The sequence below is a fragment of the Mesorhizobium sp. M0276 genome (assembly GCF_040321755.1).
Classification (GTDB): domain Bacteria; phylum Pseudomonadota; class Alphaproteobacteria; order Rhizobiales; family Rhizobiaceae; genus Mesorhizobium.
Map to the genome: position 1 here is coordinate 1 of NZ_JAMYSC010000032.1, position 15,181 is coordinate 15,181.

Here is a 15,181-nt window from a genome sequence, read left to right on the forward strand (position 1 = left end):
ATCCCGCTCAGCCACAAACGACTCAAGGCACGATGGGCCGATCAAAACCTGCTTAGCCTCTTTACTCATATGCGATAGCCCTGCCCTCAAGGGGGGAGATTTGCTGACGGCTTTGCTTTCGCCAATCCCCAACCGAGGCGGAAGAGCGAGACGTCGAAGCTGCCGATCTCCCCCCTTGCGGGGGAGATGTCCGGCAGGACAGAGGGGGGTGTTCAAGTGCCGACATGTCCCTCAAAACCTCGGAATGTCCGGGAACGGCAGCTTGCCGCCGGAAATGTGCATGCGGCCGAGTTCGGCGCAGCGGCGGAGCTGCGGGAAGACCTTGCCGGGGTTGAGCAGATGGTTGGGATCGAAGGCGCATTTGACACGCATCTGCTGGTCGAGGTCGACCTGGGTGAACATTTCCGGCATCAGGTCGCGTTTTTCCACCCCTACCCCGTGTTCGCCGGTCAAGACGCCGCCGACCTTGACGCAGAGCCGCAATATGTCGGCACCGAAGCTTTCCGCCTTGTCGAGTTCGCCCGGCACATTGGCATCGTAGAGGATCAGCGGATGCAGATTGCCGTCGCCGGCATGAAACACATTGGCGACGCCGAGACCGTATCTCTCCGACAGTTCGCGCATGCCGGCGAGCACGCGCGGCAGTTCCTTGCGCGGGATGGTGCCGTCCATGCAGTAATAATCGGGCGAGATGCGGCCGACCGCCGGGAAAGCCGCCTTGCGGCCGGCCCAGAAGCTCAGCCGCTCCTGCTCGGATTGCGAGATGCGGCAGGTGGTCGAGCCGTTCTTGTAGGCGATGGCCTCGACAAGGCCTATGAGATGATCGACCTCGACGCCCGGTCCGTCGAGCTCGACGATCAGCAGCGCCTCGACATCGAGGGGGTAGCCGGCGTGGACGAAATCCTCGGCCGCGTGAATCGCCGGTCGGTCCATCATCTCCATGCCGCCTGGAATGATGCCGGCGCCGATGATGTCGGCGACGCACTGGCCGCCCTGCTCGCTGGTCGGGAAACCAATCAGCAAAGCGCGCGCCGTCTCCGGCTTCTTGAGGATGCGCACGGTGACCTCGGTGACGACCCCGAGAAGCCCTTCCGAGCCGGTCATGATGCCAAGCAGGTCGTAGCCTTCCGCATCGAGGTGACTGCCGCCCAGCCGCACCACCTCGCCATTCATCAGCACCATCTCGATGCCGAGCACATTGTTGGCGGTGAGGCCATATTTCAGGCAGTGCACACCGCCGGAATTTTCGGCGACGTTGCCGCCGATCGAGCAGGCGATCTGGGAGGATGGATCGGGGGCGTAATAAAAGCCCTCCTGCTCGACGGCGGTGGTGATGCCGAGATTGGTGACGCCCGGCTGGGCGATGACGACACGATTGGGAAAATCGATCGCAAGGATGCGGTTGAAACGGCTCATGACCAGCAGCACCGCATCTTCCAGCGGCAGCGCGCCGCCCGACAGCGAGGTGCCGGAGCCGCGCGGCACGACGCGGATGTTGCGGTCGTTGCAATATTTCAGCACGCGGGAAACCTGCGCCACCGTTTGCGGCAAAACGACAACCAATGGCAGTTGCCGATAGGCTGTCAGGCCATCGCTCTCGAAAGCACGCATGGAATTTGCGGCGTCGACGACGCCCTCGCCCGGGACGATAATGCGCATGTCGGCGACGACCTCGTCGCGCCGGCGCATCGTGGCGTCGTCTGGTTTCGGCATGGCCAGGCCGGACATCAACAGCCTCGTTTCGCTTGACTGGTCAAAATCTTTTACCAATGAAGCGCGTTGGTTGCAAATCCTGCCTTGGTGCGAAGTCCAGCCTCACCGACGAGACAGGCTTCCGCAGCGGCAATCTGCCGCTGTCTCACCCTCCCCCTTGTGGGGAGGGTCGCGAACGAAGTGAGCGGGGTGGGGTGCAAGGCCAGCACCCTATGAGCACCCCCACCCCGTTTCGCAGGTTTCGCTTCGCTCAACCTGCTCACCGACCCTCCCCACAAGGGGCCACAAGGGGGAGGGTGAAGGTGCTACTCCCCCGCCAGCTTGCCGGGCTCGGAGTGCATTCGGCGCACACGGCGCACGCCCCACCAGACCAGCAGGATGGCGACGGGCACCGAAGCAGCCGTGATAACCTCCGGCGCGAAGGCATGGCCGAAGATCGAGGCGCCCTTGGCGACATAACCGATGAGGCCGACCACGTAATAGGAGACGGCGGCGACCGAGAGCCCTTCGACGGTCTGCTGCAGGCGCAGTTGCAAGCGGGCACGGTTGTTCATCGAGGCGAGCAGGTCGCGGTTCTGCTTCTCGACCTCGACATCGACCCAGGTGCGCAGCAGCGTCGTGGCGCGGGTCAGTTTTCGCGATAGATTGGCTTGCCGCTCCTCAACCGAACGGCAGGTGCGCATGGCCGGTGCGACGCGGCGCTGCAGGAACCCGCCCCAGGTGTCGTAGCCGGGCACTGCCTCTTCCTCGAGCGCTTCCAGCCGCTCGACGACGATGCCGTCATAGGCGCGGCTGGCGCCGAAACGGTAAAGGCTCGACGCGGCGTCGGCTTCCAGTTCCGCGGCGAGTTCGGTGAGATCGGCCAGCAAGGTCTGGCTGTCACGAGTCTGAGCGACCTTCATCTCCAGCGTGGTCTGCGCCAGCCGGTCCTCGATGCGGCGGGCGCGGCCGGACAGGTTCAGCGCCAACGGCAGGCCGAGCATGGCCAGCGTGCGATAGGTTTCGACGTCGATCAGCCGCTGCGACAGTGCGCCGGTGCGCGCCGGGGTCAGGCCGCGGTCGAGCACCAGCATGCGGGTCATGCCGTCGCCATCCTGGCGGAAATCGGTGACGATGGCGGCGTTGCCGCGCTCGACCAGCGAGTAGCACAGGCTGGTGGGATCAAAGCCTGCGATCAGCCTTTCGCTGACCTGCGTCCACTTGCGGATTTCGAGCCGAATACCCGAAATGACGGTTCCCGGCGGCGAAAACCCGTTGCCGAATGGCGAATCTTCCGGCGTCCTGCCGCTTTCGGAGAGCGGCCCTTCCCACAGATAGGTCGAGAATTCGGTGTGCCGCTCCCAGCGCAGCGAACCCTTGCCCCACTTCATGGCATGATGGCGGGCCTGCCGGTCGGGTGCAGCGATGCCGAGACGTCGCGACAGTTCCGAAAGCACCGCGTGGTCGACGCCGGAACCGCCCTCGGTCATGAAGGCGAGCTGCACCAGCACGCGCGGCTTCTCGATCAACGGATGCGGCCGGGCATGGACCTCGCCGAGCGCGCCGGGCCGGCCCTCATGCGCGGGAAACCCCATGACGCTGCCTTTGGCGCGCGGCTGGAACTCGAGATTGGACGGGTCGTCTGACACGGCGTGTTCCCCGGGGTTTCTTTGAACCCTCTTGCACTCGCGTCCCTCTAGAGCCAATAGCCCGGTGACGCAAACAACAAAGTTTAGCCGAAGATGACATGGTGCCCGGCGGCAAAATCGACATGCTTCGGCCAATTGGATAAATAATTTGACCAGTTGGCGACGCAGGCTTTATCCTGCGCGACAGCGGGTCACCTTCCAGGCATCGAGTTGAGCGACATTTTTTCCAGGATCGAGCATTCGCGCACCGCCGACGAGGTGGTGCAGCAGATCGAGAGCCTCATCCTCGAAGGCGTGCTGCGCACCGGCGACCGGTTGCCGGGCGAGCGCGAGCTCGCACGCCAGTTCGACGTGTCGCGGCCGATCCTGCGCGATGCACTGAAGGCGCTGGAAGGGCGCGGCCTTTTGACGACAAGGCCCGGCGGCGGCACGCATGTCGCCGATGTCATCGGCCAGCTGTTCACCAAGCCGGTGACGGACCTGATCTCGATGCACCGCAAGGCTGTGATCGACTATCTGGAATACCGCCGTGAGATCGAAGCGGTGGCGGCCGAATACGCGGCGCGGCGCGCCACTCCAGACGACATAGCCCTGCTCGACAAGATCATGGCACGCATGGACGACGCGCACAGGACCGGCGACTTCGACCACGAGGCTGACATCGACGTCGAGTTCCACCACGCGATCTGCGAATGCGCGCACAACATCATCCTTTTGCACACGCTGCGATCCTGCTACCGGCTGTTGTCGGAAGGTGTGTTCCAGAACCGGCTCCTGGTGTTCAGCGTGCCTGGCGCGCGCGAGGCGCTGCTTGCGCAGCACCGGGCGATCCATGCGGCGGTGAAGGCCGGCGACCCGGCCGCTGCCCGGCAAGCGGCGATGGACCACATCACCTATGTCGAACGGTCAATGGCGGAGGCCGAGCGCAGCGGCGACTGGCAGCGCGTCTCACGGCTGCGGCTGAAACAGCGTGTCATCACCACCGACACCGAACCTGCGCGCAAACGCTCCTAACTGTCGAAACGGGAAGCCCATGAGCCACATCCTGACCATCGCCGACCTCAAGGACCTAGCGCGCCGGCGCGTGCCGAAGATGTTCTTCGACTATGCCGATTCCGGTTCGTGGACCGAAAGCACGTATCGCGCCAACGAAGAGGACTTCCAGAAGATCAAGTTTCGCCAACGCGTTCTTGTCGACATGGACAACCGTTCGCTGGCATCGACAATGATCGGCGAAAAGGTTTCGATGCCGGTGGCTTTGGCGCCAACCGGCATGACCGGTATGCAGCACGCCAATGGCGAGATGCTGGCGGCGCAGGCGGCGGAGGAATTCGGCGTGCCGTTCACCCTGTCGACGATGAGCATCTGCTCGATCGAAGATGTTGCCTCCGTAACCACCAAACCGTTCTGGTTCCAGCTCTATGTGCTGCGCGACAAGGATTTCGTGCTCAACCTGATCGACAGGGCGAAGGCGGCGAAATGCTCGGCGCTGGTGCTGACGCTCGACCTGCAGATTCTCGGCCAGCGCCACAAGGACATCCGCAACGGGCTTTCGGCGCCGCCCAAGCTGACGCTGACGAACATCGTCGACATGGCCATCCGGCCGCGCTGGTGTGCCGCCATGGCCGGCACCAAGCGGCGGACCTTCCGCAACATTGTCGGCCACGCCAAGGGCGTCGGCAACATGTCCTCGCTGGCATCGTGGACGGCGGAGCAGTTCGATCCGCATCTGTCGTGGAAGGACGTCGCCTGGATCAAGGAACGCTGGGGCGGCAAGCTGATCCTCAAAGGCATTCTCGACAAGGAAGACGCGCTGATGGCGGCCAAGACCGGTGCCGACGCGATCATCGTTTCCAACCATGGCGGACGCCAGCTCGATGGCGCATCCTCATCGATCGGCGTGCTGGAAGAGATCGCAGATGCGGTCGGCGACACGATCGAGGTGCATATGGATGGCGGCATCCGCTCCGGCCAGGATGTGCTGAAGGCACTCTGTCTCGGCGCCAAGGGCACCTATATCGGCCGGCCATTTCTTTACGGCCTGGGTGCGCTCGGCAAGGGAGGGGTTACCAAGGCGTTGGAAATCATCCGCAAGGAGATGGACATCACGCTGGCGCTGTGCGGAAAGCGTCTGGTCACCGACATGGGCAAAGACCAGCTCCAGCGATAGAGCTGGCGTCGTTTCACGAAACGCAGAAACGCTCTATCTCTTTGTTTTGTCGCTGTTCCCAAGTGAAATCGCTATGCGCTTTTTCCGGGAAAAGCGTTTCACAATTTTCCTGGAACTGCTCTAGAGTTCCGTGACAGCTGATCACGGAGACAATGAGAAATTGGCGGAAACCGGTATCCACTTTCTCGACGCGCATGGGCCGGAGGGGGTGCGTGTTTATTCAATTGGCGACGTGCATGGCCGGCTCGACCTGCTGGCTGCCATGCATCAGCGCATCAAGACCGAGATCGAGACGCAGGCGCCCGCCGACTGGCGTGTCATCCATCTTGGCGACTATGTCGATCGCGGTCCGGATTCAAAGGGTGTCATCGACTTCCTGATCGAAGCGCGGGAGCGCGACCCGCGCCATCTGATGCTGGCCGGCAATCACGACATCGGCTTTCTCGATTTTCTCAATAGGCCCGACCCGGACGGACTTTTCATCCGGTTTGGCGGCATCCAGACGGCGCAGTCCTACGGCGTGGCGATCAGCGATAGCGCCAGCGCGTGGTTCGGCAAGGCCGAGGCGGCCGTGCGCAAAGGACATCAGGCTCTGGTCGAGGCCGTGCCGCAAAGCCACGTCGACTTCCTGCGGTCGCTGCCGTTTTCAGTGACGCTAGGCGATTTCTTCTTCTGCCATGCCGGCGTCCGGCCCGGCATCCCCCTGGAAAGGCAAAACCCGCAGGATCTGATCTGGATCCGCGACGTCTTCCACGATCACACCGGCCTCTATCCGAAGATCGTGGTGCACGGCCACACGCCGGTACCGGAGGCGGAAGTGATGGCCAACCGCGTCAATGTCGACACGCTTGCCTGGCAATCAGGCATGCTGACCGCGCTCGTCGTCGACGGCTCGGACAAACGCATCCTGACGATGACGATCAAGAAACCTGGGAAAATAGGGGAAGCTTGACCGCTGCGTGGCCGAGGACGCTCGGCTTTAGTGCAGCGAGGCGGTCACGCCGTAGCCGTCGACGGCGTTGTGGTTGTTGGCCGCGTCCGCGGCATAGATACCCAGACCGCAAAGCACGATGGCGGACAACATGGCAAAGGACAGAAGCGCTGCTTTCACGGAGGTCATCTCTTGTTGAGCTTTCTGCATCTGTGCACGAGGCGGTTACCAATGCGTTGAAACGGAGAATTCGTTTCAAAGTTTCGACGATTTTGCGCTTCTAGGCATGTTCTGTATCGATGGTGTGTCGCGCGGGTCACACCAAAGTTCATCGCGGTTGCACAAAAGATGCGGAGCGCGCGCCTTCTAGGATAGCGGGCGGACACAAGCCAAGGATGAAAGCGGTTTTCCCCAACGGTTTCGCCACCGCGTGCCAATTATGTCACGCGGCGAGGCCCTGAGGGACGGATGCTCAGATCGTCGCCACCCAGGCACGGGCGATGGCGAGGCCGGCAGCGTCCGCGTCGGGCCCGTTGCGGGCCATTTCGCCGTCGAGCGTGCCGGCCCAATCCGGGTGGCGCGCGGCGATGATCGGGGCAAAGGACGTGCTCCAGTCCTTGACCATGGGGCGGTCGGCCTCGAAATGGAACTGGAAGCCGTAGACCGCGCGGCCGACGCGAAACGCCTGGTTTTCGGCGATATCGTTGCCGGCTAGCCGCACGGCGTTCTCCGGCAGCACGAAGGTATCGTCATGCCACTGGAAGATCGGGAATTGTTCCGGCAGCGCGCCCAATACCGGATCGGCCTTGGCATCCAGCGTCAGCGACACGCCGCGCCAGCCGAACTCGTTGGCGACGCCGATGCGGTTCTCGCCGCCGAAGGCACGAGCAACGAGCTGGCCGCCGAGGCAGATGCCGAGCACGGCGCGATCCTTGTCGGCGAAATCGCGAGTCAGTTGGAGCAGTGCCGGGAAATAGGGGTACTCATCGTCGGCCAGCGCATTCTGGCCACCGCCGAGGACCACCATGGCATCATGCCCGGTCGCGTCGTCCGGAAGGGTGTCGCCCTTGTAGGGGAGACGCAGATCGAGATCGGCTCCCGCCTCCGCAAGCGCGGCGCCAACCTGACCAAGGCCGGTATTGTCGTAGTTCTGGACCACCAGCACCCGCATCGCAAAACCCTGCTGACATGAAAAAGATGCGACGAGCGATATCATGCCGTCTGTATTGCAGCCAAGATGGGTATTGCGGGAGAAAACTATGCCGCTGCAGAACCGGGTCGATCCGTTCGGTGTCATCCACGCCGTACCCGAGCGCGGACTGTTCACCGGCAATCGCGGCATCATCCACGATCCCGAGACGAAGACGCTGTTGAAGAAGCGCTGGGCGCTTCAGGCCTGGATCATCTGCGTCTGCCAATTCCGCAATGTGCGGCGCGAGCCGATGGGCCGCAACCGGGAGGGCGGTAGAGCGGGGTGGACCGAGCTGTTCTTCCTCGACGAGGTGACGGCATTGGCGGCCGGGCATCGCCCCTGCTTCTTTTGCCAGCGCGAACGGGCCAAGGATTTCGTCGGTCGCTTCGGCGAAGCTTTCGGCATTGCCGAGCCGCGCGCGCCGCAAGTCGACAAGCGGCTGCACAAGGAGCGGCTGGCGTCCGGCGGCAAGCCGGCGACGGTGGCCTTTGACGAGCTTGCCGGCCTGCCGGACGGTGTCCTGGTCGCGGATGGCGGCGACGCTTATGCCTTGCGCGGCGGCAAGGTACTGCGTTGGTCTTTTGGCGGATATGGCCCACCCGCCGATTTCGCCCTGCTCGAAGGCAAGACACTCTCGCTGCTGACACCGGCCACGACGCTGGCCGTGCTGCGGCAAGGCTTTCGACCCGTGTGGCATCCGTCGGCAGAGGCTTGACGCCAGCGGCCGGCTCGCTCATTCCTCGCCAATGCGCGCCAACTACAAGATGCAACGTCTCTTCGTGCCCGACGATCTGCGGCCGGACATCGAATTTGAGGCCGGTCAACAGCAAAGCCATTATCTCCTGCACGTGCTGCGGCTCGGCGAAGGTGCCGAAATCCTGGTATTCAACGGCCGCGACGGCGAATGGTCGGCGGCCATTGCGGCGAAGACAAAAAGGGCGGTGCGGCTGAAAGTGTCCGTGCTGCAACGGCCGCAGCCGCCGCTGCCCGACCTCGTCTACTGCTTTGCGCCGCTAAAGCAGGGCCGCCTCGACTATCTCGTACAAAAGGCGGTCGAGATGGGCGCCGGCGTCCTGCAACCAGTCATCACCCAGCACACGCAGGTCGCAAAGCCGTCGATCGATCGACTGCGTGCCAATGTCGTCGAAGCTTCCGAACAATGCGGCATCCTGGCGGTGCCGGAGGTGCGCGAAGCGGAAAAATTCGAGCGTTTGCTGACCGGTTGGGACAAGGAACGGCGGCTGATCTTCTGCGACGAGGATGCCTCGTCGCACAATCCGCTGCCCGCGCTGCAGGCGGTCAAGGAAAAGAAGCTTGGCCTGCTGGTCGGGCCGGAGGGCGGTTTTTCCGACGACGAGCGCAAGATGCTGCGCGCCCTGCCCTTCGTCACCGCCATTCCACTCGGACCGCGCATCCTGCGCGCCGATACGGCCGCGGTGGCCGCGCTCGCGGTGATGCAGGCGACGGTTGGAGACTGGTGAGACGTCATCTCTCGCAAGGGACGGAGAGTGCGGCACCGTTCAATTCCTGTTCACCTGTGGCTCAGGATTTTTCGCTTGCTCGTCTGCTGACATTTCGTCCATTTAGCGCCGGCGATCGTCCGATCGTCCTATAGCGCCACGCGTCCTTTCGGACACACAAAGGACGCTGTAGCATTTCATTGGGTTCATGATCCTTCCGAAAATCGAAAGCAGATTTTCGCGGTCATGTGCTGAGGGCTTACAAATGGCGCGCGATACAACCGATTTCCGCCCGATCGAAGGTGTCGACGAACTCGTCGAGCATCTGGCCGAAGGCAACAAGCCGCGCGACAAGTGGCGCATCGGCACCGAGCACGAGAAATTCCCCTTCTATGTCGACGGCAACGCGCCTGTGCCTTATGGCGGCGAGCGCGGCATCCGCGCCATCCTCGAAGGCATGCAGTCAAAACTCGGCTGGGATCCGATCATCGATGACGGCCGCATCATCGGCCTTGTCGAACCGACCGGCCAGGGTGCGATTTCGCTGGAACCCGGCGGCCAGTTCGAGCTGTCCGGCGCGCCGCTGGAGACGATCCATCAGACCTGCCGCGAGGGCAATGCCCATCTGGCGCAGGTGCGCGAGATCGCCGAGCCGATGGGCATCCGCTTTCTTGGCCTCGGCGGCAGCCCGAAATGGTCGCTGGCCGAGACGCCGAAAATGCCGAAATCGCGCTACGAGATCATGACGCGCTACATGCCCAAGGTCGGCACCAAGGGCCTCGACATGATGTACCGCACCTGCACGATCCAGGTGAATCTCGACTTCGAGAGCGAGGCAGACATGCGCCGCAAGATGCAGGTGTCGCTGAAGCTGCAGCCGCTGTCGACGGCATTGTTCGCCAACTCGCCTTTCACCGAAAGTCATCCGAATGGCTTGCAAAGCTGGCGCGGCGACATCTGGCGCGACACCGACAACCGGCGCTCGGGCCTGCTCGAATTCTGCTTCTCGCCCGATTTCGGTTTCGCCGACTATGTCGAATGGGCGCTCGACGTGCCGATGTATTTCGTCATCCGCGACGACCGCTATCACGACATGACGCACATCACCTTCCGCCAGTTCATGGCTGGGGCCGCGCGCAACGAAGTGCCGGACGGGCTGCCGACAATGGGCGACTGGGCGAACCATCTGTCGACGCTGTTCCCGGACGTGCGGCTGAAGCGCTTCCTCGAGATGCGCGGGGCCGACGGCGGGCCATGGCGGCGCATCTGCGCGCTGCCGGCCTTCTGGGTTGGGCTGCTCTACGATGAGGCAGCGTTGGACGCCGCCGAGACGCTGACCTCGAGCTGGACGTATGAAGAAACCCTGGCGATGCGAAACGCGGTGCCGGAACAAGGCATTTCCGCGCCGTTCCGCAACACCACGCTGCGGGAAATCGCGCGCGACGTGCTGGTCATCTCGCGCATGGGGCTGAAGAACCGCGGCAAGAAGAACCGCGACGGCTATGACGAGACCTCCTTCCTCAACACTTTGGACGAGGTCGTCGCCCGCGGCACAACCAGTGCCGAGGAGATGCTGTCAGCCTATCACACGCGCTGGGGCGGCTCTATCGAGCCGGTTTTCATGGAATACGCCTATTAGGCCTCGGATTTGACGCAGCCGATCGATCGGCAAAAGTCGCTTCAATCGGAAGTCGAAACAAACTAGGCTTCTTCGGCGAGGATTTCCGGAGGAGACGCCGATGCCTACCTTGTTCGACATGCTGACGCAGGCCCAGAACGGCAACGGCATGCAGGCCCTTGCCCAGCAATACGGACTTTCGATCCAGCAGACGCAAGCGGCGGTTGCCGCATTGCTGCCGGCCTTTTCGCAGGGGCTGCAACGCAACACCGCCGACCCCTATGGGCTCGGGGCTTTCATGACGGCGATGGCCAGCGGCCAGCACGCCAAGTATTTCGAGGACGCAACCAAGGCCTTCTCGCCGGAGGGCGTGGATGAAGGCAATGGCATTCTCGGACATTTGTTCGGCTCGAAGGATCTGTCGCGCGCCGTCGCCAGCCAGGCAGCCCAAGCGAGCGGCGTCAGTCAGCAGATCCTGCAGCAGATGCTGCCGGCAATCGCCTCGATGGTCATGGGCGGGCTGTTCAAGCAAACGACAAACCAGATGCAAGCCGCCGGCGGCTTTGGCGGTGGCGGCAACAATCCGCTCGGCGAGATCATCGAGCAGATGATGCGGCAAGGTGGTGGCATGCAGGCCCCGGCGCCGCAGCCACGTCAGACGCCGCAGCCCCAGAACCCGATGGACAACCCGCTCGGCAAGGTCTTGCAGGACATGTTCGGGGGCGGAACGCCCCAACCGCAAAGCCAGCCGCAGCCGGCACCCAATCCCTATGGCGACAACCCGCTTGGCAAGGTGCTGCAGGACATGTTCGGCGGCGGTACGCCTCAGCCGCAGTCGCAAGGCCGGGCGCAGCCACAGCAGAAGCAGAGCCCCTATGGCGATAATCCGTTGGGAAAGATCTTCGAGGAGATGTTGCGGCAAGGCGGCGGTGGCGGCTTCGGCGTCCCGGGCGGCCAGCCGGCGCCGCAACAGCCTCAAGCGCCCCCACAGCAACGTCAGGCATCTCGGCCACAGACCAATCCGAGCGGCAGGCCAAGGAATCCCTTCGACGACCTGTTCGGCAAGATGTTCGAAACCGGCGCCCAGCAGCGTGACGACTACCAGAAGGGCGTGGAAACGATCTTCGACCAGTTCAAGCGGGACATGGACCGGCGGTAGGTCGACAACAAGCGCCATCCCAAACCAAGAAAAGAAAAGCCCGGTCCTGGGAGGACCGGGCAGAGTGCAGGCGGGCCGGCGGGGATCCGGCAGGGAGTGGGGCCTGCATACTTTTCAGTCGCGCCGAACCTCTGAAAGGTTCAAAGCAACCTGAACAACAAGCAGCCGATCAAGCGACCTCGCGGGCGAAATCCTCGATCGTCTCGATGCGATCGCTGGCGATTTCGCGCAACATCGCCGTCGGGTCGCGGCCAAATGGCACGTCGATGGCGACATGCAGGTCGGCGCGCGTCAGGCCGATATCGGCGAGTTCGGCATCCGACATCTCGCCCAGGCGGTAGAAGGCGCGGCGGTTTTTCCAGGCGCGGTAGACGTTGGAAATGGTGTTTGCCACGCGCGTCACAACGGCCGGACGCGAGGTGACGCGCGAGGTCTCGGTGGCGAAATCAAACGTGGTCATGTCGGTCTCCTTCAGACTCGAACGAGCAAGGCCAGCAATCGGCGCTGACAACAGCGGCGGTTCCGGTCCCAATTCACATGCTTTCATGTGGACAATGCGAATTTGACATGATGCGATTGATTAATCCAACGAATGTTTCTAATCTTAGGCATCAACACTAGTGATGGATCATGTCGATGAAATCGCCTCTCGATCTCGATCAGTTGCAGACCTTCATCTCGATTGCCGACACCGGCAGCTTCACCAGAGCGGCCGAAGAGGTGCACCGGACGCAGTCGGCGGTGTCGATGCAGATGCGCCGGCTGGAAGAGCGGATCGGCAAGCCGCTGTTCGAGAAAGACGGGCGCACCAACAGACTGACCGAGGAAGGCGACAAGCTGCTGTCCTACGCGCGCCGGCTGCTCTATCTCAACCGCGAGACGCTCGCCGCTTTTGATGATCGGCGGCTCGAAGGCACGATCCGCATCGGCACGCCGGACGATTATGCCGACCGTTTCCTTCCGGAAATCATGGCGCGGTTCACGCGCTCCAATCCGCGCGTCGAACTGACTGTCATCTGCGAGCCGACACCGGGGCTTGTCGAGCATATCAAGCGCGGCAATCTCGACCTGGCGCTGGTGACGCACAACGACGTTCGCGGCCAGTCGGAGGTGGTGCGGCGCGAACCGCTGCTGTGGGTCACCTCGGCCAACCATGCAACGCATGAACAGGAGACGCTGCCGATGGCCTTTGGCCGGCCGAACTGCATCTGGCGGCGCGCTGCAGTCGATGTGCTCGACCAGCAGAACCGCGATTATCGCATCCTGTTCACCAGCTTCTCGGCCACCGTCATCACCGCCGCGGTGCTTTCAGGCCTGGCAATCTCGGTGCTGCCGGAATGCGCGCTGCGGCCCGGCATGCGAGTACTGGGTGAGGCCGACGGCTTCGGCGCCCTGCCCGATTGCCGCATCGGCATCATGCGCGGCCAGACGTCGCGACCCGAGATCGTCGACGCGCTCGCCCGCCATATTTCGGAAAGCCTCGACAATATTTCCGTGCCGCTCAGCGAGGACACCGGGACATTCGATTTCGCGGCGCTCGCCTTCACGAAGCTGCGGCGAAGCAAGCCGAACCAGATCCTGCCCGGCTGGTAGGCGGGTCAGGCATGCGGGTTATGAACGCCTGGCCGAGAGCGGCCACCTTGACGCGGGCGCCCAACCGTCCCCCAATCGGCCGATGAGCGACGCATCATCCGAATCACGCACAAACGCCACCGAATACACGGTGAGCGAGATTTCCGGCGCGCTGAAGCGCACGGTCGAGGACGTGTTCGGCAATGTGCGTGTGCGCGGCGAAATCTCGGGCTATCGCGGGCCGCATTCCTCCGGTCATGCCTATTTCGCGCTGAAGGACGACCGCGCCCGGCTCGACGCCGTGGTGTGGAAGGGCACGATGAGCCGGCTGAAGTTCCGCCCCGAAGAGGGGATGGAGGTGATCGCCACCGGCAAGCTCACCACCTATCCCGGCAAGTCCAATTACCAGATCGTCATCGACAATCTGGAGCCGGCCGGTGCGGGCGCGCTGATGGCGCTGCTGGAAGAGCGCAAACGGCGGCTGCAGGCCGAGGGCCTGTTCGACACCGGCCGCAAGCGGTTGCTGCCGTTCATGCCGCGCGTCATCGGCGTCGTCACCTCGCCGACAGGGTCCGTCATCCGCGATATCATTCACCGTATCAAGGACCGGTTTCCGCTGCATATCCTGGTCTGGCCGGTGCGCGTGCAGGGCGAAACGTCAGGCGCGGAAGTGACTGCGGCGGTCAACGGCTTCAACGCGCTGGCATGGGACGGCGCCATCCTGCGCCCCGATCTGCTGATCGTGGCGCGCGGCGGCGGCAGCCTCGAAGACCTCTGGGGCTTTAATGACGAGGCGCTCGCCCGTGCCGTTGCCGCCTCCGCGATACCGGTTATTTCGGCTGTCGGCCACGAGACCGACTGGACGCTGATCGACCTCGTCGCGGATGTGCGGGCACCGACCCCGACCGGTGCGGCCGAGATTGCAGTGCCGGTTAAGGCGGACCTTGAAGCCACGCTTGCCAGCCTCGGTGCGCGGCTCAAGGCTGCGGTCCTGCGCAATTTCGAACGCAAGCGGCAGGCCGCCCGTGCGGCCGCCCGTGCTCTCCCCTCGCCCGATCAATTGCTGGCGCTGCCGCGGCGGCGCCTCGATGATGCGACATCTAGGCTCGGCCGCGGCCTGATGGTCTCCACCGAACGAAAGCGGGCACGGTTCTTCGCTGTAAAGCTGACACCGGCGATGCTGTCCCAGCGCATTGCCGAGGTGCGGCGCTCCAATGAGCGCAATCTTTTGCGGGCACAAGTGGCGCTACGCGCGTTGGCAAGAGCCCGGCGGGCGGAATTAAATCGTGCGGCGGACCAGTTGCCGAAATGCGCCAGGGCATCGCTGCAGCGGCACAGGCAGCAATTGGCTTTGCTGCAAGGCCGCATCACGATCGAGCCCACAGCGCGGCGGCAACGCGTGCAGAGGGATTTGCTGACAGCTTTAACAAGACGCGGCAGGCAAGCCGTGGGGCTCAGGCTGGAGCGCCTGCGCGGCCGCATCGTACAAGCCGAAAGGCTGATGGCGACGCTGTCGCACAGGGCGGTTCTGGCGCGCGGCTTCGCCTTGGTGAAGGACGCCGACGGAGCGGTGATCAAGCAAGCATCTGAGGTAGCGTCGGGAATGGCGCTTTCGCTTGAGTTCGCGGACGGCACCGCCGATGCGATTGCAACCAGCGGCACGGCAAAACCGAAAGCGGTGGCCAAACCAGCAGCCAGGGCCAAAGTACCAGGCAATCAGGGATCGCTGTTCTGATGC

Annotated in this window: 14 protein-coding genes; 9 read left to right on the forward strand and 5 right to left on the reverse strand. The window is 63.4% G+C overall.

Features of this window, described 5'->3' with window-relative positions:
* Nucleotides 1-231: 231 nt before the first annotated feature.
* Together NKJ01_RS23345 and NKJ01_RS23350 are read right to left on the reverse strand one after the other, a co-directional pair.
* On the reverse strand, nt 232-1,728 hold the full coding sequence (locus tag NKJ01_RS23345) for an FAD-linked oxidase C-terminal domain-containing protein (RefSeq protein WP_352731333.1): 1,497 nt from the start codon (nt 1,726-1,728) through the stop codon (nt 232-234).
* 290 nt (nt 1,729-2,018) lie between these two features.
* Nucleotides 2,019-3,341 carry a DUF3422 family protein gene (locus NKJ01_RS23350; protein WP_352731336.1) on the reverse strand — a complete coding sequence of 441 codons (1,323 nt, stop codon included), beginning with the start codon at nt 3,339-3,341 and terminating at the stop codon, nt 2,019-2,021.
* Between the two features lie 210 nt (nt 3,342-3,551).
* Between NKJ01_RS23350 and NKJ01_RS23355 the strand changes: the two genes are divergently transcribed.
* The 3 genes from NKJ01_RS23355 (at nt 3,552) to NKJ01_RS23365 (ending at nt 6,463) form a co-directional block, all read left to right on the forward strand.
* Entirely contained in the window at nt 3,552-4,355 is an 804-nt protein-coding gene (locus tag NKJ01_RS23355; protein ID WP_352606615.1) for a FadR/GntR family transcriptional regulator, read from the forward strand.
* Nucleotides 4,356-4,374: 19 nt separating this feature from the next.
* Nucleotides 4,375-5,511, forward strand: coding sequence for an alpha-hydroxy acid oxidase (locus tag NKJ01_RS23360; RefSeq protein WP_352731338.1), 1,137 nt, complete (start codon nt 4,375-4,377; stop codon nt 5,509-5,511).
* 160 nt (nt 5,512-5,671) lie between these two features.
* A complete protein-coding gene (locus NKJ01_RS23365) occupies nt 5,672-6,463 on the forward strand; it encodes a metallophosphoesterase (protein ID WP_352731340.1) in 792 nt (263 codons plus the stop codon).
* Nucleotides 6,464-6,490: 27 nt separating this feature from the next.
* On the opposite strand, the gene NKJ01_RS23370 is transcribed toward NKJ01_RS23365, so the two are convergent.
* Together NKJ01_RS23370 and NKJ01_RS23375 are read right to left on the reverse strand one after the other, a co-directional pair.
* Nucleotides 6,491-6,622, reverse strand: coding sequence for a hypothetical protein (locus tag NKJ01_RS23370; RefSeq protein WP_280948931.1), 132 nt, complete (start codon nt 6,620-6,622; stop codon nt 6,491-6,493).
* A gap of 292 nt (nt 6,623-6,914) precedes the next feature.
* On the reverse strand, nt 6,915-7,613 hold the full coding sequence (locus NKJ01_RS23375; protein ID WP_352731343.1) for a type 1 glutamine amidotransferase: 699 nt from the start codon (nt 7,611-7,613) through the stop codon (nt 6,915-6,917).
* Between the two features lie 88 nt (nt 7,614-7,701).
* On the opposite strand from NKJ01_RS23375, the gene NKJ01_RS23380 reads away from it, so the two are divergent.
* The 4 genes from NKJ01_RS23380 to NKJ01_RS23395 all read left to right on the forward strand — a co-directional run bounded on the left by NKJ01_RS23380 (nt 7,702) and on the right by NKJ01_RS23395 (nt 11,871).
* Entirely contained in the window at nt 7,702-8,349 is a 648-nt protein-coding gene (locus NKJ01_RS23380; RefSeq protein WP_352731346.1) for a hypothetical protein, read from the forward strand.
* A 31-nt stretch (nt 8,350-8,380) separates the two neighbouring features.
* Nucleotides 8,381-9,115 carry a 16S rRNA (uracil(1498)-N(3))-methyltransferase gene (locus NKJ01_RS23385; protein ID WP_352606607.1) on the forward strand — a complete coding sequence of 245 codons (735 nt, stop codon included), beginning with the start codon at nt 8,381-8,383 and terminating at the stop codon, nt 9,113-9,115.
* Nucleotides 9,116-9,359: 244 nt separating this feature from the next.
* Nucleotides 9,360-10,733: a glutamate--cysteine ligase gene (locus tag NKJ01_RS23390; RefSeq protein WP_352731348.1), complete on the forward strand. Its 1,374-nt coding sequence runs from the start codon at nt 9,360-9,362 to the stop codon at nt 10,731-10,733.
* A 100-nt stretch (nt 10,734-10,833) separates the two neighbouring features.
* A complete protein-coding gene (locus NKJ01_RS23395; RefSeq protein WP_352731350.1) occupies nt 10,834-11,871 on the forward strand; it encodes a DUF937 domain-containing protein in 1,038 nt (345 codons plus the stop codon).
* A 169-nt stretch (nt 11,872-12,040) separates the two neighbouring features.
* On the opposite strand, the gene NKJ01_RS23400 is transcribed toward NKJ01_RS23395, so the two are convergent.
* The gene (locus tag NKJ01_RS23400) at nt 12,041-12,331 is read right to left on the reverse strand and encodes a DUF1127 domain-containing protein (protein ID WP_352731353.1); all 291 of its coding nucleotides are present in this window, start codon (nt 12,329-12,331) and stop codon (nt 12,041-12,043) included.
* A gap of 176 nt (nt 12,332-12,507) precedes the next feature.
* On the opposite strand from NKJ01_RS23400, the gene NKJ01_RS23405 reads away from it, so the two are divergent.
* Together NKJ01_RS23405 and xseA are read left to right on the forward strand one after the other, a co-directional pair.
* Nucleotides 12,508-13,464 (forward strand): LysR substrate-binding domain-containing protein, encoded by a 957-nt coding sequence (locus NKJ01_RS23405; protein ID WP_023756837.1) that lies wholly within the window; start codon nt 12,508-12,510, stop codon nt 13,462-13,464.
* Between the two features lie 82 nt (nt 13,465-13,546).
* Complete coding sequence (gene xseA / locus NKJ01_RS23410; protein WP_352731356.1) at nt 13,547-15,178, forward strand: exodeoxyribonuclease VII large subunit; 1,632 nt, start codon at nt 13,547-13,549, stop codon at nt 15,176-15,178.
* Nucleotides 15,179-15,181: the final 3 nt, after the last annotated feature.